This window comes from Actinokineospora sp. (genome assembly GCF_052390155.1).
Lineage (GTDB): Bacteria > Actinomycetota > Actinomycetes > Mycobacteriales > Pseudonocardiaceae > Actinokineospora.
The window spans coordinates 1-24,697 of record NZ_JBQTHF010000031.1 but is presented as its reverse complement, the minus strand read 5'-3'; the positions used below and the strand labels follow the sequence as shown (position 1 = coordinate 24,697).

Genomic DNA, 24,697 nt, shown 5'->3' with positions numbered 1-24,697 from the left:
CCTCACAGCACGATGTTGACCAGCCTGCCCGGAACCACGATGACCTTGCGCGGGGTCGCGCCGTCGACCAGGGCGGCGACCTTCTCCTCGGCCAGCGCCGCGGCCTTGACCTCGTCCTGGCTCGCCGTCGCGGCCACCGTGACCCGGCCGCGGACCTTGCCGTTGACCTGGATCGGGTACTCGACGGAGTCCTCGACCAGGTAGCGCTCGTCGGCGGTCGGGAACGGGCCGTGCGCCAGCGACTCGGTGGCGCCCAGCTTCGACCACAGCTCCTCGGCCACGTGCGGGCACAGCGGGGCCAGCAACTGCACCATCGCCTCGGCCACCACGCGGGGCGCGCCCGCGGTGAACTTCTTGGTGACGTGGTTGTTCAGCTCGATCAGCTTCGCGCCCGCGGTGTTGTAGCGCAGGTTCGCGTAGTCCTCGTGCACGCCCGCGATGGCCTTGTGCAGCGCGCGCAGTGTCTCCTCGTCGGGCGCGTCCTCGCTGACCCGCAGCTCGCCGGTCTCCTCGTCGACCAGGTTGCGCCACAGGCGCTGCAGGAACCGGTGCGCGCCGACGACGTCCTTGGTCGCCCACGGCCGGGAGACGTCCAACGGACCCATCGACATCTCGTACATCCGAAAGGTGTCCGCCCCGTAGGCCGCGCACATCTCCTCCGGCGTCACGACGTTGCGCAGGCTCTTGCCCATCTTCCCGTACTCCTGCTTGACCTCGCGGCCGTCGAAGAAGTACTTGCCGTCGCGCTCCACGACCTTGGCAGCGTCGACGGGCGTGCCGCGCTCGTCACGGTAGGCGTACGCCTGGATATAGCCCTGGTTGAACAGCCGCCGGTAGGGCTCCTCGGCGCTGACGTGGCCCAGGTCGAACAGCACCTTCTGCCAGAACCGCGAGTACAGCAGGTGCAGCACGGCGTGCTCGACGCCGCCGACGTACAGGTCGACGCCGCCCGGGTCGCCGTCGCGCTGCGGACCCAGCCAGTAGCGCTCGTTCTCCGGCTCGCAGAAGCGCTCGCTGTCGACCGGGTCGACGTAGCGCAGTTGGTACCAGCACGAACCCGCCCAGTTGGGCATGGTGTTGGTGTCGCGGCGGTAGGTCTGCTTCCCGTCGCCCAGGTCCAGCTCGACCTCCACCCAGTCGGTCGCCCGGGACAGCGGCGGCGAGGGCACGGTGTCGGCGTCCTCGGGGGCGTAGGTCTTGGGGGAGTAGTCGTCCACCTCGGGCAGCTCGATCGGCAGCATGCTCTCCGGCAGCGCGGTAGGCGTGCCGTCGGCGTCGTAGACGATCGGGAACGGTTCGCCCCAGTAGCGCTGGCGGGAGAACAGCCAGTCGCGCAGCTTGTACTGGATGGTGCCGCGGCCATGGCCGCGCTCCTCCAGCCAACCGATGATCGTCTTCTTGGCCTCGTCGATGGCCATGCCGTCCAGGAACCCGGAGTTCACCGCCGGGCCCTCGCCGGTGTACGCCTCGCCGTCGAAACCCTCGCCCGGCGCCACGGTGCGGATGATCGGCAGGCCGAACTTGGTCGCGAAGTCCCAGTCGCGCTGGTCCTGGCCGGGCACCGCCATGATCGCGCCCGTGCCGTAGCCCATCAGCACGTAGTCCGCCACGTAGACCGGGATTTCCTCGCCGTTGACCGGGTTCACCGCGTGCGCCCCGGTGCGGACGCCGGTCTTCTCCTTGTTCTCCTGGCGGTCCAGGTCGGACTTCATGGACGCGGTGCGCCGGTAGTCCGCGACGGCGTCGGCCTGCGCGGGCGTGGTGATCACGTCGACCAGCGGGTGTTCGGGCGCCAGCACCATGTACGTCGCGCCGAACAGCGTGTCGGGCCGGGTGGTGAAGACCTCGATCGCGTTGTCGCCGACCGGGAAGCTCACCCGGGCGCCGTGCGAGCGGCCGATCCAGTTGCGCTGCATCGCCTTGACCTTGTCCGGCCAGTCCAGCCGGTCCAGGTCGTCGATCAGGCGGTCGGCGTAGGCGGTGATCCGCATCATCCACTGGCGCAGGTTCTTGCGGTACACGGGAAAGTTCCCGCGCTCGCTGCGGCCGTCGGCGGTGACCTCCTCGTTCGAGATCACCGTGCCCAACCCGGGAACCCAGTTCACCGGCGCGTCGGACAGGTACACCAGGCGGTGGGAGTTCAGCGCGGCGTGCTGCTCGGCGCGGGTCAGCTCGCACCAGCCGCGCTTGTCCGGGGTATCGCGCTTGCCCTGCGCGAACTCGGCTTCCAGCTCGGCGATCGGCCGCGCCCGGCCCGCCCGCTCGTCGTACCACGAGTTGAAGATGCGCAGGAAGATCCACTGCGTCCAGCGGTAGTACTCCGGGTCGATGGTGGAGATCCGGCGGCGCTCGTCGTGGCCCAGGCCCAGCCTGCGGATCTGGCCCAGGTAGGTCCGAATGTTGTCCTCGGTGGTCTTGCGCGGGTGCTGCCCGGACTGCACGGCGTGCTGCTCGGCGGGCAGGCCGAACGCGTCGAAGCCCATGGTGTGCAGCACGTTGCGGCCGGTCATCCGGTGGTACCGGGCGAAGACGTCAGTGCCGATGTAGCCCAGCGGGTGCCCGACATGCAGGCCCGCGCCGGACGGGTACGGGAACATGTCCTGCACGAACAGCTTGTCCCGCGGCACCGGCCCGGCCAGCGGCCCGACCGGGTTCGGCGCGTGGAAGGTGCCGTGCTGCTCCCAATACTCCTGCCAGCGCAGCTCGATCCGCCCGGCCAGTTCGGCCGTGTAGCGGTAGTTCGGCACCGATTCGACGGGGGCACTCATTCGGTTTCCTTCCACACGGGTCCACCCACCTTGAGAAAGCGAAAACCCCCCAGCCCGTCGAGGGCATGAGGGGTTGCCGCGCTTACCAGCCGTTGCCGGTTAGCGCGGCCAACTAAGAAGCAGGCGGGCCCAACTCATGGGATGAGGATAGCGCACCGTGTCCACCGGGTTGTCCGCTGCTACATTCGCACGGCCAGTGCCACCACCTGGGTGACCTGCGTCGCGGCGAAGTTGTCATCGCTGACCAGCAGCAGCGTGCGCTCACCGGTCCGCAGCGTCGGCCCCCAGGTCATCCCCTCGATGTTGTCCACAGTGGACAGTCCGAGGTCTGCCATATCGGCGACGAACCGCTTGCGCACCGGCTTGACGTCGATCGCGCCCGCGAGGTCGCGCGCGGCCACGTTCGTGGCGCCCGAGGTGTCGATCTCGAAGATCCGCACCTTGTTGCCCGCGCCGGTCACGAACGCGCGCTCCATCACCAGGTACCTGGTCGGGTCGAGCGGGTTCACCGCCAGGATCGCGACGACCCCGGTGGTGGAGAACGCACCGGGCGGCGTCGGCGCGCTGAAGATCGGCTCCTGCGGATAGGCGAACTGCGCGAGCCGCGAGCCGCGTCGGGTCTGCACCGTGATCCGCGACAGCACGCCGCGCTCGGTGGTCGCGGTCGGCCCGTCCTGCAGCAGCGGCCCCTCGACGGCGCCGACCACCAGCGTGCCCGCGGCGGCGTAGGTCAGCCCCTCGAAGGCGAGGTTCTGGCGCGGTCCCCGGTCGGCGGTCATCCGCAGATTCGCCGGGAGCGGCAACTCGCGCACGAAGGCCCCGTCCCGCTCGGCGGTCCGAATCGATGGGTCGATCAGCACCGTCGCGCCGCGCTCGCCCTCCTGGACCCACGTGTAGTCACCGGTCCACGGGTCGACGCGGATGTCCTCGGGGTCGATGGTGGTGCCATCGGTCGCCGACAGCGGCGGGTAGGTGGTGCCATCCGGCCTGCGCAGCGCATGGGTACCGGTGAACTCGACCGCGCCAAGGCCGTCGGCGGAGACGTCGATGCGCGCGGTGTAGAACCGGGCGGGCTGGCGGTCCGAGCGGTCGTCGCTGATCAGCACGTAGCCACCGGAGCGCGGGTCGCGGTCGATGCCGGACAGCCCGCCGACGGTCGTGCCTTGGTAGGTAAGCCCGAAGGGCACCACCCGCTCACCCAGCAACCGCACCCTCGTCGGGCCGGCGGCGGCGGGGGCGGCCAACAGGCCTGCGGTGACAACAGCAGCGCACAGCGCGGCGAGCATGCGGCGGGACATGTCGCGCAGCCAACCACAGCAGGGTGTCCACGACGAGACCCCCGATGCGACCTCTTACCATCGAATGGTGAACCTCGTGCCGCTCGCGCCCCTGCTGGCCGGTCTACCGCTGTTCGTTGTCGGCTTCCTCGGCCTGACCGAGCGCCTGCCCCGCAACCGCGTCGGCGGCGTCCGCACCCCGGCGACGCTGCGCAACGACGAGGCGTTCCGGGTGGGGAACAAGGTCGCCGGACTGCCGACGATGGTCGCAGGCCTCATCGGCATCCTCGGCGGCGGCGCCGCCTACCTACTGCCGACAACGGCCGGACTGCTGACCGTGTCCGTGATCGCGCTGGTCGGCCTGCTCACGGTGACCCTCGGCGCAGGCGTACTGGGCAACCGCGCCGCCGCAGTCGTCCCGGAGCCCGCGCCCGCCCTCCCGGCAGGCTGCGCGGGCTGCCAATGCGGCGGCTGCGACGCACTCACCCGAGCCAAGACCTGACGCACGCCGCTAGTTCTGCTTCACGTCGCCTGGGTGGGTGGCCAGAAGGGCCAGCGGCATACCCTGGCGGCGCAGTACCCGACCCCACAGGTCTTCCTCGGCGGGCGCAAGAACGTCGTCGGGTAAGGCGGGGACCACTATCCAGTCGCCGCGTTCTATCTCGCCTGCCAGTTGGCCGACGTCCCAGCCCGCGTAGCCCGCGAAGACGCGCATGCCGCGGAACTTGGGGACGAGGATGTCCGGGTCGGCGTCGAGGTCGACCAGGGCGACCGGGCCACGGACGGCGATCAGACCGGTGACGCCGTCGACCCGCTCGCCCGTGCGCATCGCGGCGAGACACAGGGCGGTCTTCTGTTCGACCGGCCCGCCGACGAACACCGCACCGGGCTGGGTGACGTGCCTGCCCCAGATGGGGAGCACCTCTTCGACGGGGATATCGCTCGGCCGGTTGAGCACGACCCCCAGCGTGCCTTCGCCGCGGTGGTCGATCACGTAGACGACCGTGCGACGGAAATTGGTGTCGAGCAGGCTGGGCGCCGCGACCAGCAGCGTCCCCGGCTCGACGGCTACATCAGGCGGCACACCCAACATGATCCCATCACGACCACCCCGCCCGGCAGGCAACCAGCCAGGTCCGCAAAACAAGCTCCAGCCGGAGACCCACCGTGCAGCGACCAAGACATCGACCCGTCGAGCAAGCTGAGCGCCGCGACCAGCAGCGGCGTCCCCAACAGTTGCCGCACCCGCCAGCCAGCCGGGTCCGGGAACAACATCGGTCGGCCGCACGTTGAGGAGACGGTCGGCACCACCGTGTCCCCCGGGCTCAATCAGAAACGCCTTCGTGGAATACCGTTCGGCTGGAGCCACGTCGTGCCACTCGCCGTGAGGCGACCGGGTGTCGGCTGGATGGGCGGTCCCCAGTGCGGGGCCGCCCATTCCTTTGTGTCCGCCCCGTAGGCTGAGCCGCTGTGAGCACGTCCGCGGACACCGCGAGTGCGCACGCCGAGCCCCATCACGCCCGGGTCGGCGCGCGCACGCTGCTCGCGATCCCCGGGTTCCGGCGCCTGCTCTACAGCCGCTTCGCCGCGCAGTGGGGCGACGGGTTGTTCCAGGCCGGGCTCGCGGGCGCCGTGCTGTTCAACCCCGAGCGCCAGGCCGACCCGCTGGCCATCGCGGCTGGTTTCACCGCGCTCTTGTTGCCGTACTCCCTGGTCGGGCCGTTCGCGGGGGCGCTGCTCGACCGCTGGGACCGCCGCCGCGTGCTCGTCGCGGCCAACCTGTTGCGTGGCGCCCTGATCATCGTCGCCGCGATGACGGTCACGCTGGGCTCGGCTGGGACCACGCTGTTCGTGTTGGCGCTGGTGGTCATCGGGATCAGCCGGTTCGTCGGCTCCGGGCTCTCGGCCGCGCTGCCGCACGTCGTGCCCGTGCGCACTCTCGTGGAGGCGAACGCGCTGGCCACGACGTTCGGCGCGGTCGTCGCGGTGACCGGGGCCGGGTGCGCGGTCGGGCTGCGGGCGCTGTTCGGCCAGGACGACGTCGGCTCGGGGCTGACCACCGCGGTGGCCGTGCTGGGCTCAGTCGCGGCGGCCTGGTTCGCGGTCCGCTTCGCCCGCGGGGCGCTCGGCCCGGACGAAGTCGATGAACCCCCGCAGACCGTGATCGCGATCGCCCGCGGCCTGTTCGACGGCGGCCGGGCCGCGATCCGCACCCCCAGCGTGCTCGCCGGGTTCGTCGCGCTGCTGGCCCACCGGGCCGCGTTCGGCATCGCGCTGCTGCTCACCGTGCTGCTCATGCGGTTCCGGTTCGACGCGGGCCTGGGCGGACTCGGCCAGGTGGCGGGCCTGTTCGGCCTCGGCATCCTGATCGCCGGGCTGACCACGGCCCGGATCGTCGCGCACTTCGGCAGGCGTCGGACGATGTGTGCGGCGCTGGTGCTGGGCGCGGTCGCCATCGTCGGCCTCGGCCTGCCGATGACCATGCCCACCACGCTCGCCGCCGCGCTGCTGATCTCGTTCGCGGGGCAGATCGTGAAGCTGTGCGTGGACGCGGCCGTGCAGCGCGACATCGGCGACGAGGTGCGCGGCCGGGTGTTCGCGCTCTACGACACGCTGTTCAACGTCGCCCAGGTGGTGTCCGTCGCACTCGGCGCGCTGGTGGTCACGCCCGACGGGGCCTCACGCGGGCTCGTGGCCGCCGCCGGGGTCTGCTACCTCGCCGGACTGGCAGGCTTCGTCGTGGTCACCCGCAGGTCCTAGGCCGCGCGAGCGCGCCCACGAGCGCAGCGCGGCGACGGCCTCGTCGTGCGCCATCGGGCCGTGGTCGAGCCGGAGCTCCTTGAGGTGGTTCCACGCCTGGCCGACGAGCGGGCCGGGCGGCAGGTCGAGCAGCCGCATGATCTCGTTGCCGTCGAGGTCCGGGCGCACCCGCGCGAGGTCCTCGTCGGCCGCGATCCGCGCGATCCGGGTCTCCAGGTCGTCGTAGGTGCGCTGCAGCGCGGCGGCCTTGCGCCGGTTGCGGGTGGTGCAGTCGGCGCGGACGAGCTTGTGCAGCCGGGGGAGCAGGTCGTCGGCGTCGGTGACGTAGCGGCGCACGGCCGAGTCGGTCCACTCGCCCTTGCCGTAGCCGTGGAACCGCAGGTGCAGGAACACCAGCTTGGCGACGTCCTCGGTGATGTCCTTGGCGTACCGCAGCGCCTTCATCCGCTTGCGGACCATCTTGGCGCCGACCACCTCGTGGTGGTGGAAGCTCACGCCGCCGCCCGGGATGAGCCTGCGGGTGTCCGGCTTGCCGATGTCGTGCAGCAGCGCGGCAAGCCGCAGCACGAGGTCGGGCGCGGTGCCCGGCTCTTCCAGCGCGATCGCCTGGTCGAGCACGACCAGGGAGTGCTCGTAGACGTCCTTGTGCTGGTGGTGCTCGTCGATCTCCAGGCGCATCGCGGGCAGCTCGGGCAGCACGTGGTCGGCGAGCCCGCTGTCGACCAGCAGCTCGACGCCCGTGCGCGCGTGTGCGCCGCAGAGCAGCTTGGACAGCTCGGCCTGCACCCGCTCCGGGGTGATCCGGGTGATCTCCGCGTTCATCGACGCCAGGGCTTCGAGCACGCGCGGCGCCGGGGTGAAGCCGAGCTGGCTGACGAACCGGGCGGCGCGCAGCATCCGCAGGGGGTCGTCGGCAAACGACTCCTGCGGGGTCGCGGGGGTGTCGAGCCTGCGCTCGGCCAGCGCGGACAGGCCGTCGTGCGGGTCGATGAAGAGCTTTGTCGACAAGTCGATGGCCATCGCGTTGACCGTGAAGTCGCGGCGAACCAGGTCGGCCTCGATGGAGTAGCCGAACTGGACCTCGGGATTGCGCGACACGCGGTCGTAGGCGTCGGCGCGGAAGGTGGTGATCTCGCACGTGTTGCCGTGCTTGGTCGCGCCGACCGTGCCGAAGGCGATGCCGGTGTCCCAGATCGCCTCCGCCCAGCCGGTGACGATCCGCATGATCTGCTCGGGGCGGGCGTCGGTGGTGAAGTCGAGATCGTTGCCGAGCCTGCCCAGCATCGCGTCGCGGACGCTGCCGCCGACCAGGTAGAGGCGGTGACCGGCCTTGCCGAACCGGTCGGCAAGGTCATCCGCGACAGGGGACACGCGCAACAGTTCCACCACAGCGTTCTGGGCAGCCGACGTTCTGGACACGGTGAACCAGCGTAGCCGGCCATCCACAGGCTCGTCCGACGCCCGTCCCGATTGCGCCGATCGCACTACCATCGCGGACATGCCCACGTCGTCCGGCAGGTCCCGAGGTGCCCGGTCCGGGCGCCGGTTTCGGCGCCGCACCCGCAAGCTGACGACCGTCGACGAGACCTCCGCGGGCGGGCTCGTGGTCGACGTGCAGACCGACAGGGTGGCGCTCATCGGGCGGCTCGACCGGCGCGGCAGGCTGCTCTGGTCGCTGCCCAAGGGCCACATCGAGCCCGGCGAGACCGCGGCGCAGACGGCCGTGCGCGAGGTCGCCGAAGAGACCGGGATCGACAGCGAGGTGGTGCGCCCGCTCGGCACGATCGACTACTGGTTCATCGCCGACGGCACCAAGCGCATCCACAAGACGGTCCACCACTTCCTGCTGGTCGCGCACTCCTACGAGCTGTCCGACGCCGACCTGGAGGTCACCGAGGTCGCCTGGGTGGCGCTCGACGAGTTGGAGACCAGGCTGGCGTACGCCGACGAGCGGCGGTTGGTCCGCAAAGCCAGACAACTACTCTCCGAGCAACCGCTGTCACCCGATCCAGTGAGAAGCGGCAGCTATCCGAAGTCGGACGAGGCTGACTCGATGACTGGAGACACTCCGTGATCTCTCGACTGCGCCGCGCGGGATTCACCGCGCTGGCCGCGGGCCTGGTCCTGCTCGGCGCCCCGGCGGCGGCACAGCAGCCGAGCAGCCGGATGCGCGTCGAGCTGGACCGGGTGTCGCCGCGCGTGGTCGACGCGTCCGCGCAGACCGTCACGGTGTCCGGCAAAATCACCAACACGGGTGACCGCAAGGTCGAGCGGCTCGAAGTCCGGCTCCAGCGCGGCGACGTCCTCGACACCGAACCCAAGCTGCGCCAGGCACTCGCCGAGCCGCAGGAGACCTCCGCGGCGAGCCGCCCGACCGCCAGTTCGGCGTTCCAGGACATCACGGGGGTGCTGGAGCCCGGCCAGACCGCCGACTTCGCGCTGACGGTGCCGCTCGGCGGTGAGCGCGGCGCGCTGCGCGTCGACAAGCCGGGCGTCTACCCCATCGCGGTGAACATCAACGGCGTGCCCGACTTCGGCCGCACCGAGCGCGTCGGCGCGCTGAGCCTGCTGCTGCCCGTGCTGTCGGTGTCCGGCGGGGGCGCGGTGCCCCCTCCTGCCGACCCGTCCCGGCTCGGGCTGCTCTGGCCGCTCGTGGACGACCAGCCGCGCCGGATCGAGACCCGGCCGGACGGCGGGCCGACGATCTTCTCCGACGACGGCCTCACCGCATCCTTGGGCACCGGCGGCAGGCTGTTCACGCTGGTCAGCGCCGTACAGTCGGCGGCGGCGGCCGACCCGACGCTGCTCCGCTCGCTGTGCTTCGCCATCGACCCCGACCTCATCGGCACCGTGCAGGCGATGATCTCCGGCTACCAGGTCCGCACCGGCAGCGGCGTGGTCGACGGCCGGGGCTCGGGCACCGCCGAGCTGTGGCTGTCCCGGGTGCGCGAACTGACCCGCGGCCAGTGCGTCGTCGCGCTGCCGTTCGCCGACGCCGACCTGGTCGCGCTGTCCCGGTCCGACACCGTCGACCTGCAGACCCTCGCGATGTCGGCGTCGTCGCAGGTGGAGGAGGTGCTCGGGGTCAAGCCGCTGCCCGGCGTGGTCTGGCCCGCGGGCGGCACCCTCGACCAGCGCACCCTCGCCGACCTGTCGAGCGCCCGGCGCACCACCGTGCTCGCCGACGCCACCAGGCTGCAGCGGACAACGGGCGCGGCGCCGTACACCCTCGGCGGCAACGCGCTGCGCGCCATCCCCTACGACGAACTGGTCGCGTCCTCGCTGGCGCCGCGCGCCGAGGTCGGCCTCGCCGGGTTCAAGACAGCGCCTGCGCAGAACGGGCTGGCCACCCTGGTGTTCCGGGGCGCCTTCCAGGCCGCGCCCGGCCAGCCCGTGCTCGTCGCCCCGCCGCGACGCTGGTCGGCGTCCATGGACGAGCTGACGATGTTCCTGCGGACGGTCCAACAGCTCACCGCCCAGGGCTACGTACGGCCGCTGAGCCTGCCGTCCCTGGTCGAGGGCGCCGACCAGGGCACCGCGTCCGGGCTGGACTACAACGCGCAGGACAGCGGCGCGGAGATCCCCGCGCCGGTCACCGCGGAGGTCGCCCGGATCAACGCCGTCCAGCGCGAGCTGATCAAGAACGTGTTCACCGAGGACGACACCGTCCAGGTCGACCCGGCCGTGCTGGTCGCGCCACTGCAACTCGGCCTGATCCGGGCCACCTCCACCGGCTGGCGCGACCGGCCCGAGGCGGCCGCGGACGCCGCGCGCGCCGTCTCCGACCAGCTCGCCGCGCTGCTCTCGCAGGTCACCGTCAACGACCCGGGCAGACCGCTCACGCTCGCCTCGTCGGACAGCCCGATCCCGGTCTACATCACCAACGCGCTGCCCGTGTCCGTGCTCGCCCGGATCAACCTGGGCGACACGCCCGGGCTGCGGCCGGAGGAGACGATCTTCGTCAAGATCCCCGCGCGGCTCGGCATCAACCGCTATCTGCCCACGAAGGTCACCCGGGCGGGCCGGTTCACCGTGGACGTCTACCTCACCACCGAGAACGGCACGGCCCTCGGCGGGACCTCCCGGGTGGAACTCAACTCCACCTCTTACGGCAGCATCACCATCGTGGTCACCGGCACGGCCGCGGGGGCGTTGGTGCTGCTCGTGGGCCTGCGGCTGTTCCGCAGGGTGCGGGCGGCGCGGACCGCCAACGCCGCCGCGGAAGGCAGTGGCCTCCAGGACCTCTAGAACCCCGGTCAGCGAGTAGAGCGAGGACGGCCACCGTGGAGCAGGGCGCACAGAAGCGGGAGGTGCCCTCGCTGGCCCGCGCCAGTGGGTCGATGGCGGTCGCCACGCTGGTCAGCCGCATCACGGGCTTCGGCTGGAAGGTGATGCTCGCCTGGCTGGTCGGCACGAACGTGGTCAGCGACTCCTTCACCATCGCCAACACGCTGCCCAACATCGTCTTCGAGTTGCTGCTCGGCGGGGTGCTGGCGAGCATCGTGGTGCCCCTGCTGGTGCGGTCGCAGGATGACCCGGACGGTGGCCAGGCGTACACGAACCGGCTGCTCACCGTGGGGATGACGGGCCTCGCCGTCGGCACGGTCATCGCGATCGCGGCGGCCCCGCTGTTCACCGGCCTCTACGTCGACGACTCGACCGGCGAGGCCAACTCCGCGCTGGTCACCGCGTTCGCCTACCTGCTGCTGCCCGAGATCCTGTTCTACGGCCTGTTCGCGCTGCTCTCGGCGATCCTGCAGGCCCGGCACGTGTTCGGCCCGACGGCGTGGGCACCCATGGTCAACAACCTGGTGATCATGGCGACGCTGGTGCTCTACGCGGTCGTGCCGGGGGAAATCTCGCTCGACCCGGTGCGAATGGGCGACACCAAGCTGCTGGTGCTGGGCATCGGCGTCACCCTCGGCATCGTGGTGCAGTCGCTGCTGCTGCTGCCCGCGCTCAAGCGCATCGGGTTCGCGTTCCGCTGGAACTGGGGCTTCGACGCCCGGCTCAAGGAGTTCGCCGGGCTGGCCCTGTGGATCCTCGGCTACGTCGGCGTCAGCCAGGTCGGCATGGTGATCACCCAGCGGGTGCTCACCGCCGCGTCCAACGGCGGCGCCACGATCTACAGCAATGCGTGGCTGCTGTTCCAGCTCCCGTACGGCGTCATCGGCGTCTCCCTGCTCACGGCGATCATGCCGCGGATGAGCAAGGCCGCCGCGGACGGCGACACCCCGCGGCTCATCGACGACCTGTCGACCGGCAGCAGGCTGTCCGCGGTGATGCTGGTCCCGATCAGCGCGGTGCTCACCATCGCGGGCTCGGCGATCGGCGTCGCGCTGTTCAACGCGGGCGAGACCGGCATCACCGAGGCGCAGCGGCTCGGCACCGCGCTCGCCTTCTCGGCGTTCGGCCTGCTGCCGTACGCGCTGGTCATGCTGCAGTTGCGGGTCTTCTACGCGATGAAGGACGCGCGCACCCCCACGCTGATCATGGTCGTGATGACGATCGTGAAGATCCCGCTGCTCTACATGTGCGGCGCGCTCGTGCGGCCGGACCAGGTGGTCATCGGCGTCATGCTGGTCAACTCGCTGACCTTCGTCGTCGGCGCGGTGCTCGGCCAGATGTGGCTGTGGGTGCGGTTGGGCAACCTGCACAGCAAGAAGATCGTCAAGGTCATCGCGAAGAGCGTGTTCGCGGGGCTCGCCGGGGTGCTCGCGGGCTGGCTCGTCACTCGATTGGTGCTGCCTGCCGGGGTGGAGTCACGACTGACGGCGTGGGTCGCGCTGGTTATCCAGGGGCTGGTCGCGGGCGTGGTCGCGTTCGGTGTGCTCGCCGCGCTCAAGGTGCCCGAACTCAAGCCCGCGACGAGCCGAATCACCCGTCTGGTACGCCGCGGCTGACCCCGTTCGTCACCGGCCGGGGAGCGACTTCACGTACGCTCGTCGGCGAGTAGCCGGCCGGAGAGAGCAGTGACGACGAGGCGAACCGAGTACCCCACGGGCGAGGACGCGGCCGGTAGGCCCAGCGATGGCTTCCTCGTTCCCGGTGGCGTCGTCGGCGCGGGCCGCTACCGGCTGCTCGCCCAGTTCGGCGTCGATCAGCGGGCCAACGCCCAGCTCTGGCGCGCCCAGGACGGGCAGCTCCGCCGCGATGTCGCGCTCACCCTGCTGGTCGGCGACCCGGCCGACGAGCAGGCCGCGAACAGCGCCCGCCGCACCCTGGAGCGCGCGACCCACGCCGCACAGCTCACCCACCCCGGCAAGGCCCGCGTGCTCGACGTGCTCGGGGTGGGCAACGGCGTCGACGACGCCGAGGGCCTGCTCGGCATCGTGGTGGCCGACTGGTCGCAGGGCACCGACATCATCGACCTGATCACCGAGCACCCGCTGCCGCCCGCGACCGCCGCCCGACTGCTGGAGCCGCTGGCCGCGGCCGTCGAGCTGGCCCACCACACCGGCCTGGTGCTGGGGGTCGACCATCCGCAGCGCATCCGGGTCACCCCGGAGGGCGCGCTGCTGCTCGCGTTCCCCGGCCCGCTCGCCGAGGCCACCCTGCAGGACGACGTGCACGGCCTCGGCGCGGTCCTCTACCTGCTGCTCACCGGCCGGTGGCCGCTGCCCGGCGGACCGGAAGGCGTTCCCCGCGCGCCGGTCGGCCACGACGGCCTGCTCGTCCCGCCGAGCGCGCTGTTCCACTACATCCCGCACGAGCTGTCCGTCGCCGCGGTACGCAGCCTCACCGACGACGCGGTGAGCGGCATCCGCACCAGCGCGGGCCTGATCCGGGTGCTGGAGCGGGTCAAGGTCGCCGACGACGAGACCCAGCGCATCCAGGCCGTCGAGGCCGCGGACGACTACGAGGACGACGGCACCGTCTGGACCACGCGCAGGCCGAGCAACGACCGCGCCAAGCGCCGCAAGCTCGCGATCGGCGTCACGGCGCTGGCCGTCGCCACGGTCGGTGTGCTCGCCTGGGTCGGCATCCAGCTCATCAGCTTCTTCGGCGACGACGCGCCCGGCGCGGGCGGCCCGACCGTCGTGGCCACCGCCCCCGGCAGCGGCCAGAACAACAACCCGGCGCCCCCGCAGCCCGGCCAGCCCATCAAGGCGGCTGGCGTGCAGGTCTACAACATCAAGGGCACCCCGGACAACCCGCGCCGAGCGAACCGCGCGGTGGACGACGACCAGAAGACGTCCTGGCGGACCGACACCTACCAGCGGCCGTTCCCGGCGCTCAAACCCGGCGTCGGCATCATGGCCTCGTTCGCCGAGCCCGTCCCGTTCGCCGAGGTGATCATCGACTCGCCGAGCGACGGCACCGTCGTGGAGATCCGCACCGCGCCATCGGAGAAACCGGGCTTCTCCGAGACGAAGCTCATCGGCCGGGCCACCCTGCAGGCCGGGCAGACCAAGCTTCAGCTCGACACCGCCGAGCCCACCGAGCACCTGCTGATCTGGATCACCACGCTGGCCGAGGGCAACGTCTCCGAACTGACCGAGATCGGTTTCGTCCGCGCCCGGTGACCGCGGGCGAAACCCCAGGTCGAAGCGGGTTACGGCGATCCGGCGCCTGCCCGATACGCTGTCCGGGTGACCGCCGCCGCCAGTTCGGACGCCGACCTCATCGCGGCCCACGCCGCGGGAGACCCACGCGCCTTCGCCGAACTGGTGCGCAGGCACCGGGACCGGATGTGGGCGGTGGCGCTGCGCACGCTGCGCGACCCCGAAGAAGCCTCCGACGCGCTGCAGGAGGCGTTCATCTCCGCGTTCCGGGCGGCGGGCTCGTTCCGCGCGGAGTCCCAGGTCACCACTTGGCTGCACCGCATCGTGGTCAATGCCTGCCTCGACCGGGTCCGCCGCAGGCAGGCCCGCCCCACGGTGCCGCTGCCCGAGGCGGGCCCCGGCGAGCCGGTCACCCCGCGCGACGCCATGGCCGAGCGGGAGACCCGGCTGGTGGTGCAGACCGCGTTGTCGGAGCTGTCCGAGGAGCAACGGGTGCCGATCGTGCTGGTCGACGTCGAGGGCTACTCGGTCGCGGAGACCGCGAAAATGCTCGGCATCGCCGAGGGAACGGTGAAAAGCCGGTGTGCCCGGGGTCGCGCCAAACTGGCCAAAGTTCTCGGGCATCTTCGGAACCCCGATGCAGATGCGAACGTCCCAGGTGACGCTATCGACAGGCGAGATGTGCCGAGCAGGCGCCACTGGGAGGGACGATGACGGACGAGATTCGGGGCACCTTGGGCCCCGACGGCCCGCCGTGGTCTGTCGACCTGCTGGCCGATCTGCACGCGGGGGTCCTCGACCCGCAGGAGAGTGCCCGGTTGTGGGCGCGGGTCGACGCCGACCCGGACGCCAGGGTGATCATCGACGCGCTCGACTCGGTCAAGGTCGGCCTGGGTGAGCTGAGTGCGGCGCCCGCTGCGCCGATGCCAGCCCGGTTCGCCGCGAGCCTGGACGCCGCGCTGGCCGCCGAGGCACACCGCGCGTTCGGCGGCGGTGTCGCCGTCCAGCAGCAGCCACCCCCGCCCGCCCCGGTCGTAGACCTGGCGCAGGCGCGCCGCAAGCGCACGAAGCGGGTGACCTGGGGCGTGGGTGTGCTGAGCGCCGCGGCCGCCGCGGTGGCGGTGACCGTCGTGGTCATCCCCGCGGCCAAGCAGACCACCGGCGGCACGGCCGCCGCGATCACGAACACCACCCCGACACCGCCCGCGGGCAGCGCCGAGGCGCCGCTCGCCGTCACCCGCGACGACATCGGCACGGCGGCGGGCAAGGTGGGCAACACCAAGGAGTACGGCGCGCTGAAGAACCAGGTGGGCCTGGACAAGTGCCTCACCGCGAACGGCGTCGACCCGGCGAAGGCCGAGACGATCGGCGTCCGCCCGATCACCCTGGACGGCAAGCCCGGCATCATGGCGCTGCTGACCGCCGGCGAGTTCGGCAAGCTGCGGGTAGTGGTCGTCGAGCCCGACTGCACCGCGCTGTTCAACGACACGATCGGTCGCTGACGCCGATCGTGCCCAGTGCGGCCCATCACTGATCTCCCCGGAACAACCGACGCCTACGATCGCGTTGACACCAATGCGACCGGACAGCCAGCGTCCGGCGGAGGTCGATGGAGGGCAGATGCCTGCGGATGTGGACCAGATCCGAAACCTGATCATCGTCGGTTCTGGGCCGGCCGGGTACACCGCGGCCGTCTACGCCGCGCGGGCTCAGCTCGATCCCCTGGTGTTCGAGGGATCGCAGTTCGGCGGCGCCCTGATGACCACCACCGAGGTGGAGAACTTCCCCGGGTTCCGCGACGGGATCATGGGCCCGGACCTGATGGAGCAGATGCGCGCCCAGGCCGAGCGGTTCGGTGCCGAGTTGCGCTCGGAGGACGTCGAGTCCGTCGAGTTGACCGGCGAGGTCAAGTACGTGGTCGCGAACGGCGTCCGTTACGCGGCCAAGGCTGTCGTGCTCGCCATGGGCGCTGCCGCGCGCTACCTGAACGTGCCCGGTGAGCAGGAGCTGCTCGGCCGCGGCGTGTCCGCCTGCGCCACCTGCGACGGCTTCTTCTTCCGCGACCAGGACATCGCCGTCCTCGGCGGCGGCGACTCCGCGATGGAGGAGGCCACCTTCCTCACCCGCTTCGCCCGGTCGGTGACGATCCTGCACCGCCGCGAGGAGTTCCGGGCGTCGAAGATCATGCTGGAGCGGGCCCGGGCGAACGAGAAGATCCGCTGGCAGCTCAACACCGAGGTCACCGAGGTGCTCGGCGACACCACCGTCAAGGGTCTGCGGCTGCGGGACACCCGCACGGGTGAGATCTCCGTGCTCGACGTGACCGGGTTCTTCGTCGCCATCGGCCACGATCCGCGCAGCGCGCTGGTCAACGGCCAGGTCGACCTGGACGACGAGGGCTACGTGCTCACCACGGGCCAGAGCACCTACACCAACATCGACGGCGTGTTCGCCGCGGGCGACCTCGTGGACCACACCTACCGGCAGGCCATCACCGCTGCCGGGTCCGGCTGCGCCGCGGCCATCGACGCCGAGCGTTGGCTGGCCGAGCGCGCGGAGAGCGGCGCGGCCGCGATCGCCCCCGAACTCGTCGGCGGCGGCTACGGCCCCGGCGCCACCAACTGAGCCGACACCGCACACCCAGGGAGAGAAGATGGCCGGTAACACCGTCACCGTCACCGACAACTCGTTCGCCGACGACGTCCTGACCAGCGAGAAGCCCGTGATCGTGGACTTCTGGGCCACCTGGTGCGGGCCCTGCCGGATGGTCGCCCCCGTGCTGGAGGAAATCGCGGCCGAGCACCGGGAGAAGATCACCGTCGCGAAGCTCGACATCGACGCGAACCCGGGCATCGCCCGCGACTACCAGATCATGTCGGTGCCCACGATGATCGTGTTCCACGGTGGCAAGCCGGTGAAGACGATCGTCGGCGCGAAACCGAAGGCGGCTCTACTGTCCGACCTTGCGGACTTTCTCGCCTGACTCAGGCAACCTGAACCCGGGGTTCATGCGTCTCGTTGTAGTCGCAGGACCCCGGGTTCGGCTGTGCGACCCGCCCACCCACCCTGCTACGCCAGTGAAGTCCGGCAGTGCACAATGATGAGCTGTCGGGATTCGCACCGGAGGTTTTCTCCGGTGCCAGACGTCGAAAGCGAGGGTGCATGCGGGTACTCCGCCGCGGTGATGGGGGGCCGGCAGTAGCCGAGGTTCGGTCCACGCTCGCAGCGCTGGGCCTGATGCCTCCTGCCAATGGTGTGCTCGACCAGGGGGCGTTCGACCCGGTCATGGAGCACGCGATTCGAACTTTCCAGCAGCAGCGGGGTCTGATCACCGACGGTCTCGTCGGCCCGGCGACCTACCGCGCGTTGCGCGACGCGACCCACCAGCTCGGCGGCAGGCCGCTGGCGTTCATGGTGTCCGCCCCGATCACCGGCGACGACGTGGCCACGCTGCAGGAGCGCATGCTGGAGCTGGGCTACGACGCGGGCCGCCCGAACGGGGTGTTCGGCGCGCAGACCGAGTCCGCGCTGCGCAACTTCCAGCGCGACTACGGGCTCACCGTCGACGGCATCTGCGGCCCGGAGACCGTCCGCGCGCTGCGCCAGCTCGCCTCGCCGCGGGCCCGCGGCGGCCGCCCGGTCCTGATGCGCGAGCAGGAGGTCGTGCGCAAGTCCGGGCCGCGCCTGCGTGGCAAGCGCATCGTCATCGACCCTGGCCACGGCGGTGCCGACACCGGTGTGTCCGTCGACGGGGTCAACGAGTCCGAGCTGATGTGGGACCTGGCCACCCGGCTGGAGGGCCGGATGGTGGCCACCGGGATGGAGTCGCTGCTCTCCCGCGGCCCCGACCAGTGCCCCGACGACGGCGACCGGGCGAACTTCGCCAACGAGGCGGGCGCCGACCTGGTGCTGTCGCTGCACGCCGACCGCAATGTCTCGCCGCTGGCCCAGGGCGTGGCGTGCTTCCACTTCGGCACCGGCAACGGCGCGACGTCCACCCTGGGTGAGGCGATGGCCGGGCTGATCCAGCGTGAGCTGGTGATGCGCACGGGCCTGCACAACTGCGGCGCCCACCCGAAGACGTGGGATATCCTGCGCCTCACCCGGTGTCCGGCCGTGCGCATCGAGATCGGCTACCTGACCAACGACGACGACCGCGCCCGGCTCAGCGACCCGGCTTTCCGCGACGTGGTGGCCGAGGGCATCCTGGTCGCCGTCAAGCGGCTCTACCTGCTGGGCGAGAACGACCAGCCGACCGGCAGTTTCACCTTCGCCGACGTGCTCGCGCACGAGCTGGCCAAGGCCGAGTAGCGGGCCTCGCTCAGCGTTGCAGGATCGGGCTGGCCGTGGTCACCGAGACGGTGCCCAGCAGGCGCTCCAGCGCGGCCTCGACGTCTTCCTTCCAAGTGATGGCCGTCCGCAGCTCCAGGCGCAGCCGCGGCCACAGCGGGTGCGGCCGGATGGTCTTGAATCCGACGCTGGTCAGGAACTCGGCGGGCACCACGCAGGACCGTTCCTCATCGGGCCGGGCGTTTCCGAACGCCTCGATGGCCTTGACGCCGCGCCGGGTGAGGTCTTTCGCGACCGACTGCACCAGCATCCGGCCCAGGCCGCCCGCGCGGAACTCGGGGAGCACGTGGAAGCCGGTGAGCACGACCGCGTCCGCGCTGACCGGCGAGGTCGGGAAGGCCGACGCGCGGGGCACTGCGTTCGGCGGGGCGTAGAAGACGAACCCAACCGGCAGCTTGTCGCTGTAGACGACCCGGCCGCAGGAGCCCCATTCCAGCAGCACGCTGGAGACCCAGGCTTCCTTCTCCAGCTCGGTGGTGCCGAACTCCTCGGCCTGTTCCTTCAGGTGCGGCGCCAGTTCCCAGTACACACATCCGCGGCAGTGCTTCGGAAGATGTTCCAGGTTGTCCAGCGTGACGCTGACGACGCGTCGCGACACCCAACCTCCCCGCCCGAGCGAACCGATCGCGCGCCCGTGAAAGGGACGGCGAGTTACCCGGGACCAGGATAGGGCGCTGTGACGTACACCGGAACCGCGGGCCCGAATATCAGGGCTACGTCACCTGTCCGGTTACACTCGATCGGTCTACCTGCACCAACGGAGCACCCGATGACGACGCCTGGACAGCCACCCGAAAGACCCGGCGCCCGCAGCCTCGATCCGCACCTGCACCGGTACGCGGCGCGTGCGGCGGGCATGACGGCCTCCGAGGTGCGGGCACTGTTCGCGGTGGCCAGCAGGCCCGAGGTGGTCTCGCTGGCGGGCGGTATGCCGAACCTGGCCGCGCTGCCACTGCAGTCGCTGTCCGAGCAGGTCGGCTCGATCATCGCCGAGGAGGGCCTGACCGCGCTGCAGTACGGCTCGGCGCACGGCGTGCCGCAGCTTCGCGAGCAGATCTGCGAGGTCATGGCCCTGGAGGGCATCTCCGGCCACCCGGACGACCTGGTGGTCACCGTGGGCTCCCAGATGGCGCTCGACCTGGTCACCCGCATCTTCTGCGACCCCGGTGACATCGTGCTCGCCGAAGGCCCGTCCTACGTCGGCGCGCTGGGCACGTTCGCCTCTTACCAGGCCGACGTCCGACATGTGGCCATGGACGAGCACGGCCTGCTGCCAGACGCGCTGCGGGCCGCGCTGGCCGCCGCCGAGCGGGCGGGCAGGCGGGTCAAGTTCCTCTACACGATCCCGAACTTCCAGAACCCGGCCGGTGTGACGCTGGCGGTGTCGCGCCGGGCCGAGGTGCTCGACATCTGCGCCCGGCACGGCGTGCTGGTCATCGAGGACAACCCGTACGGCCTGCTCGGCTTCGACGGCCAGGTCTATCCGGCGCTGCGGTCGATGGACACCGACAACGTGGTCTACCTCGGCTCGTTCTCCAAGACCTTCGCCTCCGGCCTGCGGGTCGGCTGGGCGCTGGCGCCGCACGCCGTGCGGGAGAAGCTGGTGCTGGCCGCCGAGTCGGCCGCGCTGTGCGCGCCCACACTCAACCAGTTGATCGTCTCGCGCTACCTGGCCACCCATGACTGGAAGGGTCAGATCAAGTCGTTCCAGGCGATGTACCGCGAGCGCCGCGACGCGCTGCTGGCTGGTCTGGAGCAGCACATGCCCGCGGGCTGCACGTGGACGCGGCCGGACGGTGGCTTCTTCGTCTGGATGACGGTGCCGGAAGGCGTTGACACCAAAGCGATGCAGCCGCGCGCGGTCACCGCCCGGGTGGCGTACGTGCCGGGAACCGGCTTCTACGGCGACGGTTTCGGCAGCAGGCAGATGCGGCTGTCGTTCTGCTACCCGCCGCCGGAGCGGATCTCGGAGGGGGTGCGCAGGCTCGCCGGGGTGCTCGCCGACGAGATCGAACTGCTCAACACCTTCGGCCCGACCACGAGTCGGTCGCTGTCCGGCCCGCAGACGCCCGCGCCGGACACCGCCTGACCGTCGGCGGGTGCGGTGTACCGTCGTCAGGGCGCCACCCGTCACTCCACTGTGGACATTCGAGGAGTCAGCCTTGACCGATCGTTCGGTAGCCGTGCTCGCCGGGGGTTTGTCGCACGAGCGCGATGTCTCACTGCGGTCGGGGCGTCGGGTGTCCGCGGCGCTGCGGTCCGTCGGGCTCACGGTGGCGGAGTGGGACGCCGACGCGTCGCTGCTGACGCGACTGCGCGAGCACCGGCCGGACGCGGTGATGATCGCGCTGCACGGCGGTGAAGGGGAGAACGGCTCCATCCAGACGATCCTGGAGCTGCTGGGCATCCCGTACGTCGGCAGCGACTCCGACGCCTGCCGCCGCGCGTGGGACAAGCCCAGTGCCAAGGCCGAGCTGGCGCGCGCGGGCCTGCTGACCCCCGACTGGGTAGTCCTGCCGCACAGCACGTTCCGCGAGCTGGGTGCGCGCCCGGTGCTCGACGCCATGGTCGAGCGGCTGGGGCTGCCGATGATGCTCAAGCCCGACCAGGGCGGCTCCGCGCTCGGCGCCCAGGTGGTGCGCGCCGCGGCCGATCTGCCGACCGCGATGGTCGGCTGCCTGGCCTACAGCGACACGGTGCTCGCGGAGCGGTTCGTGGCCGGGGTCGAGGTGGCCGTGACGGTTGTCGAGGGACCGGACGGTCCAGAGGCGCTGCCCGCGGTCGAGATCGCGGCGGAGACCGGGGTCTACGACTACACCGCCCGCTACACCGCCGGGCTGACCACCTTCCACACGCCTGCCCGGCTCGACGCGCCGACCGCCGCCGCGGTGGCCGACCTCGCGGTGTCGGCGCACCGGCTGCTCGGGCTCCGCGACGTCTCCCGCACCGACGCGATCGTGGACGCCGACGGTGCCGTCCACTTCCTCGAAGTGAACCTCTCGCCCGGGCTGACCGAGACCTCGCTCGTGCCGATGGCGATCGAGGCGGCCGGTCGGTCGTTCGGCGCGATCTACGCCGGGCTCGTGGATCGCGCGATCACTCGCGTACGCTGAGTGAAATTCGTCTGACACAGAGCCATCGTCACCGTGACGTAACTACCCGGTATGGTTCCCTGCGACGTTTTCATGTCCGATTTATCCCGTTTTCCGCCATCATGTCGACGATGCGTTCAAGATCGTCAACCGAGCCGAATTCGACCACAATCCGACCTTTCCGGCGCCCGAGTTCGACCTTGACCCGGGTGTCGAACCGGTCGGACAGCCGCTCGGCGACCGCCTGGAGGCCCGGCGCCTGCATCGGCTTGCGCGCGGCGGGCTTGGCCTTCGCCGGGGGAGCGCCCTTGGCCAGCGTGACCGCCTCCTCGGTCGCCCGCACCGACAGACCCTCCGCGATGATCCGCGTCGCCAGCTCTTCCTGCGCGCCCGGGTCGTCCAGACCCAGCAGCGCGCGAGCGTGCCCGGCCGACAACACGGCCGCGGCCACGCGCCGCTGCACGGGCAGGGGCAGTTTCAGCAGCCGGATGGTGTTGGTGATGACCGGTCGGCTGCGGCCGATCCGGGACGCCAACTCCTCGTGCGTCACCGCGAACTCGTCCAGCAATTGCTGATACGCGGCGGCCTCCTCCAGCGGGTTGAGCTGCACCCGGTGGATGTTCTCCAGCAGCGCGTCGCGCAGCATCGCGTCGTCGGCGGTCTGCCGGACGATGGCGGGGATCCGGTCGAGCCCAGCCCGCTGGGAGGCCCGCAGCCGCCGCTCGCCCATGACGAGCTCGTAGCTGTCCTCGCCCAGCTCCCGCACCACGATGGGCTGCATGAGCCCGAACTCGCGGATCGAGTGCTCCAGCTCGCTGAGGGCGTCCTCGTCGAACGCCTGGCGCGGCTGCTTCGGGTTCGCCTTGATCGAGCTGGTGGGGATCTCGCGGTACACCGCGCCCGCGACCGTGCCGCTGTGCTCGACTTCGGCCACCGGGCCGCCGCCATTGCGGGCAGGCGGCATCGGCAGCTTCAGCCCGCCCGCGGCGGACCCCGTCGGCGGGCCCTGGGGGATGAGGGCGGCCAGCCCGCGGCCCAGCCCGCCCTTACGTCCGGCTGGTCCGGTCATTGCGGCGGCTCCGCTCCTCGCTCGGCTACCTCGCGGGCGGCGTCCAGGTAGCTCATGGCGCCCCGGGAACCGGGGTCGTACGCCAGCACGGTCTGCCCGTAGCCGGGGGCCTCGGACACCTTCACGCTGCGCGGGATCACGGTCTTGAGGACGGTGTCGCCGAAGTGGTGACGCACCTCCGAGGTGACCTGGTCGGCGAGCTTGGTGCGGCCGTCGTACATCGTCAGCAGGATCGTGGAGACCACGAGCGTGCGGTTCAGGTGCCCCTGCACCAGCTCGATGTTGCGCAGGAGTTGGCTAAGCCCCTCCAGGGCGTAGTACTCGCACTGGATCGGGATGAGCACCTCCGCCGCGGCCACCATCGCATTGACCGTCAGCAGGCCGAGCGAGGGCGGGCAGTCGATGAAGACGTAGTCCGGGTTGAGCTGGTCCAGCGCCTCGTCGGACAGCGCTTCCTTGAGGCGAGACTCGCGCGCGGCCATCGAGACGAGCTCGATCTCGGCACCCGCGAGGTCGATCGTCGCGGGCACGCAGAACAGCCGGTCCGACTGGTCGCTCACCTGAGCGGCGTCAGCGAGGGTGACTTCGCCGAGCAGCACCTCGTAGACCGACGGGGTACCGGACCGGTGGTCCACCCCGAGCGCGGTACTGGCGTTGCCCTGCGGGTCGAGGTCGATCACCAGGACCCGCAGCCCGTGCATGGCGAGTGCGGCGGCCAGATTGACCGTGCTGGTCGTCTTGCCGACGCCACCCTTCTGGTTGGAGACGGTCAGCACCCTGCGGTGCGTGGGGCGGGGGAACATCTGGTCCGGGTGCTTCAGCCGAGTGGCCCGAGCGGCTTCCTCGGCGATGGGCGTCCACCCGGACACGGAGGCGGGAGAGGGCTGGTTCACCGGCGCGCACACCTCCCGGGTACCGGTCGCGTCGGCCGTTGTTTCACGTGGAACATCCTCGCTCCGTTCTCAGGCTCGGTGTGCACCCTGATCCTTCCTTGTCCGCCGGGGCCGGTCGCGCCCGCCCGCAGACTTCACGCGTTCGATGACGACCACCGTCGTCGGCACGTCGAGTACGGCGGCGCCACAGGTCTCGATCCGCGGTTCGCCACCGCCGAGCCGAGCCACTGCCTGACGGTCCCGCTCGATCTCCTCGGCGGCACTCGCCCCCTTGAGGGCAACGAGTGCGCCACCTGCGCGCAGCAACGGCAGGCACCATCCACAGAGCTTCGCCAACGGGGCGACCGCCCGCGCGGTGACCACATCGGCACCGATGACGCGGGTGATGACGGCCTGATCCTCGGCCCGGCCCCGCACCACGGTGACCGACGACAGTTCGAGAGTCTCCACGACCTCGTCCAGCCACGCCACCCGCCGCGCCATCGGCTCGACCAGGGTGACGGTCAAGTCCGGTCGAGCGATGGCCAGCGGAATCCCCGGGAGGCCGGCGCCGGAGCCGATGTCGACCACCCCGACCCCTTCGGCGAGCACCTCGCCGACCACCGCCGAGTTCAGCACGTGCCGGTCCCACAGCCGATCCACCTCGCGCGGTCCGATGAGTCCGCGCCCCACCCCGTGCTCGGCGAGCAGCGCCACGAACCGCTCCGCCCGGTCCAGCCGATCCCCGAACACCGCCGCGGCGACGGCGGCCACGTCGGCCCGGTCAACGTTGGTCATGCAGGTGCGCCCCATCCGATGTTCCACGTGAAACCATGCCCGTTGATTGTCGCTGATCCGCTGGTGCCCGCCCGCAGGCTCACCGCCCACTGCCGCTGTTTCACGTGAAACACGAAAGGCGCGGCCCGGCGGTGGCGGGGCGCGCCGTCACGGGCTGCGTCCAACGGCGGGGAGACGACCACGCGCCGACGCGGGGCCGCGCCCGC

21 protein-coding genes are annotated in these 24,697 nt (G+C 71.0%); 13 read left to right on the top strand and 8 right to left on the bottom strand.

Annotated elements, in window-relative coordinates:
• Positions 1–2 precede the first annotated feature (2 nt).
• Both leuS and ACT4N7_RS13145 read right to left on the bottom strand, forming a co-directional pair.
• Positions 3–2,768: a leucine--tRNA ligase gene (leuS, locus tag ACT4N7_RS13150; protein WP_444828974.1), complete on the bottom strand. Its 2,766-nt coding sequence runs from the start codon at positions 2,766–2,768 to the stop codon at positions 3–5.
• A gap of 179 nt (positions 2,769–2,947) precedes the next feature.
• A complete protein-coding gene (locus tag ACT4N7_RS13145; protein WP_444828973.1) occupies positions 2,948–4,066 on the bottom strand; it encodes an esterase-like activity of phytase family protein in 1,119 nt (372 codons plus the stop codon).
• 67 nt (positions 4,067–4,133) lie between these two features.
• On the opposite strand from ACT4N7_RS13145, the gene ACT4N7_RS13140 reads away from it, so the two are divergent.
• Entirely contained in the window at positions 4,134–4,547 is a 414-nt protein-coding gene (locus tag ACT4N7_RS13140) for an SdpI family protein (RefSeq protein ID WP_444828972.1), read from the top strand.
• Positions 4,548–4,556: 9 nt separating this feature from the next.
• Here ACT4N7_RS13140 and ACT4N7_RS13135 read toward each other — a convergent pair whose 3' ends face one another.
• Complete coding sequence (locus ACT4N7_RS13135) at positions 4,557–5,138, bottom strand: YqgE/AlgH family protein (RefSeq protein ID WP_444828971.1); 582 nt, start codon at positions 5,136–5,138, stop codon at positions 4,557–4,559.
• Positions 5,139–5,515: 377 nt separating this feature from the next.
• Here ACT4N7_RS13135 and ACT4N7_RS13130 point away from each other — a divergent pair, with 377 nt between their 5' ends.
• On the top strand, positions 5,516–6,805 hold the full coding sequence (locus tag ACT4N7_RS13130; protein WP_444828970.1) for an MFS transporter: 1,290 nt from the start codon (positions 5,516–5,518) through the stop codon (positions 6,803–6,805).
• Here the strand turns inward: ACT4N7_RS13130 and ACT4N7_RS13125 are convergent.
• Positions 6,725–8,305: a CCA tRNA nucleotidyltransferase gene (locus ACT4N7_RS13125; protein ID WP_444828969.1), complete on the bottom strand. Its 1,581-nt coding sequence runs from the start codon at positions 8,303–8,305 to the stop codon at positions 6,725–6,727. The genes ACT4N7_RS13130 and ACT4N7_RS13125 overlap by 81 nt on opposite strands.
• Between ACT4N7_RS13125 and ACT4N7_RS13120 the strand changes: the two genes are divergently transcribed.
• The 9 genes from ACT4N7_RS13120 to ACT4N7_RS13080 all read left to right on the top strand — a co-directional run bounded on the left by ACT4N7_RS13120 (position 8,304) and on the right by ACT4N7_RS13080 (position 18,621).
• Positions 8,304–8,879: an NUDIX hydrolase gene (locus ACT4N7_RS13120; RefSeq protein ID WP_444828968.1), complete on the top strand. Its 576-nt coding sequence runs from the start codon at positions 8,304–8,306 to the stop codon at positions 8,877–8,879. The two genes, ACT4N7_RS13125 and ACT4N7_RS13120, sit on opposite strands and share 2 nt — an antisense overlap.
• A complete protein-coding gene (locus ACT4N7_RS13115) occupies positions 8,876–11,053 on the top strand; it encodes a DUF6049 family protein (RefSeq protein ID WP_444828967.1) in 2,178 nt (725 codons plus the stop codon). Before ACT4N7_RS13120 ends, ACT4N7_RS13115 begins: the two co-directional genes overlap by 4 nt.
• Before the next feature lie 35 nt (positions 11,054–11,088).
• Positions 11,089–12,708 carry a murein biosynthesis integral membrane protein MurJ gene (murJ, locus tag ACT4N7_RS13110; RefSeq protein ID WP_444828966.1) on the top strand — a complete coding sequence of 540 codons (1,620 nt, stop codon included), beginning with the start codon at positions 11,089–11,091 and terminating at the stop codon, positions 12,706–12,708.
• Between the two features lie 69 nt (positions 12,709–12,777).
• Positions 12,778–14,331: a protein kinase family protein gene (locus tag ACT4N7_RS13105; protein ID WP_444828965.1), complete on the top strand. Its 1,554-nt coding sequence runs from the start codon at positions 12,778–12,780 to the stop codon at positions 14,329–14,331.
• 66 nt (positions 14,332–14,397) lie between these two features.
• The gene (sigM, locus tag ACT4N7_RS13100; protein WP_444828964.1) at positions 14,398–15,024 is read left to right on the top strand and encodes an RNA polymerase sigma factor SigM; all 627 of its coding nucleotides are present in this window, start codon (positions 14,398–14,400) and stop codon (positions 15,022–15,024) included.
• A complete protein-coding gene (locus ACT4N7_RS13095) occupies positions 15,021–15,812 on the top strand; it encodes a hypothetical protein (protein WP_444828963.1) in 792 nt (263 codons plus the stop codon). The genes sigM and ACT4N7_RS13095 overlap by 4 nt, the downstream gene beginning before the upstream one ends.
• Positions 15,813–15,930: 118 nt before the next feature.
• Entirely contained in the window at positions 15,931–16,935 is a 1,005-nt protein-coding gene (trxB, locus tag ACT4N7_RS13090; RefSeq protein WP_444828962.1) for a thioredoxin-disulfide reductase, read from the top strand.
• A gap of 28 nt (positions 16,936–16,963) precedes the next feature.
• Positions 16,964–17,293 carry a thioredoxin gene (gene trxA, locus ACT4N7_RS13085; protein WP_444828961.1) on the top strand — a complete coding sequence of 110 codons (330 nt, stop codon included), beginning with the start codon at positions 16,964–16,966 and terminating at the stop codon, positions 17,291–17,293.
• A 179-nt stretch (positions 17,294–17,472) separates the two neighbouring features.
• Entirely contained in the window at positions 17,473–18,621 is a 1,149-nt protein-coding gene (locus ACT4N7_RS13080; RefSeq protein WP_444828960.1) for an N-acetylmuramoyl-L-alanine amidase, read from the top strand.
• Positions 18,622–18,631: 10 nt separating this feature from the next.
• Here ACT4N7_RS13080 and ACT4N7_RS13075 read toward each other — a convergent pair whose 3' ends face one another.
• Positions 18,632–19,258, bottom strand: coding sequence for a GNAT family N-acetyltransferase (locus tag ACT4N7_RS13075; RefSeq protein ID WP_444828959.1), 627 nt, complete (start codon positions 19,256–19,258; stop codon positions 18,632–18,634).
• Between the two features lie 171 nt (positions 19,259–19,429).
• Between ACT4N7_RS13075 and ACT4N7_RS13070 the strand changes: the two genes are divergently transcribed.
• Together ACT4N7_RS13070 and ACT4N7_RS13065 are read left to right on the top strand one after the other, a co-directional pair.
• Entirely contained in the window at positions 19,430–20,749 is a 1,320-nt protein-coding gene (locus ACT4N7_RS13070; RefSeq protein WP_444828958.1) for an aminotransferase-like domain-containing protein, read from the top strand.
• 73 nt (positions 20,750–20,822) lie between these two features.
• Positions 20,823–21,773, top strand: coding sequence for a D-alanine--D-alanine ligase family protein (locus tag ACT4N7_RS13065; protein ID WP_444828957.1), 951 nt, complete (start codon positions 20,823–20,825; stop codon positions 21,771–21,773).
• Positions 21,774–21,843: 70 nt separating this feature from the next.
• Here ACT4N7_RS13065 and ACT4N7_RS13060 read toward each other — a convergent pair whose 3' ends face one another.
• The 3 genes from ACT4N7_RS13060 to rsmG form a co-directional block, all read right to left on the bottom strand.
• Complete coding sequence (locus tag ACT4N7_RS13060; protein WP_444828956.1) at positions 21,844–22,821, bottom strand: ParB/RepB/Spo0J family partition protein; 978 nt, start codon at positions 22,819–22,821, stop codon at positions 21,844–21,846.
• On the bottom strand, positions 22,818–23,714 hold the full coding sequence (locus ACT4N7_RS13055; protein ID WP_444828955.1) for a ParA family protein: 897 nt from the start codon (positions 23,712–23,714) through the stop codon (positions 22,818–22,820). Before ACT4N7_RS13055 ends, ACT4N7_RS13060 begins: the two co-directional genes overlap by 4 nt.
• A gap of 69 nt (positions 23,715–23,783) precedes the next feature.
• Positions 23,784–24,491, bottom strand: a complete 708-nt coding sequence (gene rsmG / locus ACT4N7_RS13050) for a 16S rRNA (guanine(527)-N(7))-methyltransferase RsmG (protein ID WP_444828954.1) — start codon at positions 24,489–24,491, stop codon at positions 23,784–23,786.
• Positions 24,492–24,697: the final 206 nt, after the last annotated feature.

Excerpts from the sequence above, each read along its gene's own strand:
- leuS (WP_444828974.1), bottom strand. The coding sequence starts at position 2,768 with ATGAGTGCCCCCGTCGAATCGGTGCCGAACTACCGCTACACGGCCGAA.
- ACT4N7_RS13145 (WP_444828973.1), bottom strand. The coding sequence starts at position 4,066 with ATGTCCCGCCGCATGCTCGCCGCGCTGTGCGCTGCTGTTGTCACCGCA.
- ACT4N7_RS13135 (WP_444828971.1), bottom strand. The coding sequence starts at position 5,138 with ATGTTGGGTGTGCCGCCTGATGTAGCCGTCGAGCCGGGGACGCTGCTG.
- ACT4N7_RS13120 (WP_444828968.1), top strand. The coding sequence starts at position 8,304 with ATGCCCACGTCGTCCGGCAGGTCCCGAGGTGCCCGGTCCGGGCGCCGG.
- ACT4N7_RS13125 (WP_444828969.1), bottom strand. The coding sequence starts at position 8,305 with ATGTCCGCGATGGTAGTGCGATCGGCGCAATCGGGACGGGCGTCGGAC.
- ACT4N7_RS13095 (WP_444828963.1), top strand. The coding sequence starts at position 15,021 with ATGACGGACGAGATTCGGGGCACCTTGGGCCCCGACGGCCCGCCGTGG.
- trxB (WP_444828962.1), top strand. The coding sequence starts at position 15,931 with ATGCCTGCGGATGTGGACCAGATCCGAAACCTGATCATCGTCGGTTCT.
- trxA (WP_444828961.1), top strand. The coding sequence starts at position 16,964 with ATGGCCGGTAACACCGTCACCGTCACCGACAACTCGTTCGCCGACGAC.
- ACT4N7_RS13080 (WP_444828960.1), top strand. The coding sequence starts at position 17,473 with ATGCGGGTACTCCGCCGCGGTGATGGGGGGCCGGCAGTAGCCGAGGTT.
- ACT4N7_RS13070 (WP_444828958.1), top strand. The coding sequence starts at position 19,430 with ATGACGACGCCTGGACAGCCACCCGAAAGACCCGGCGCCCGCAGCCTC.
- ACT4N7_RS13060 (WP_444828956.1), bottom strand. The coding sequence starts at position 22,821 with ATGACCGGACCAGCCGGACGTAAGGGCGGGCTGGGCCGCGGGCTGGCC.
- rsmG (WP_444828954.1), bottom strand. The coding sequence starts at position 24,491 with ATGACCAACGTTGACCGGGCCGACGTGGCCGCCGTCGCCGCGGCGGTG.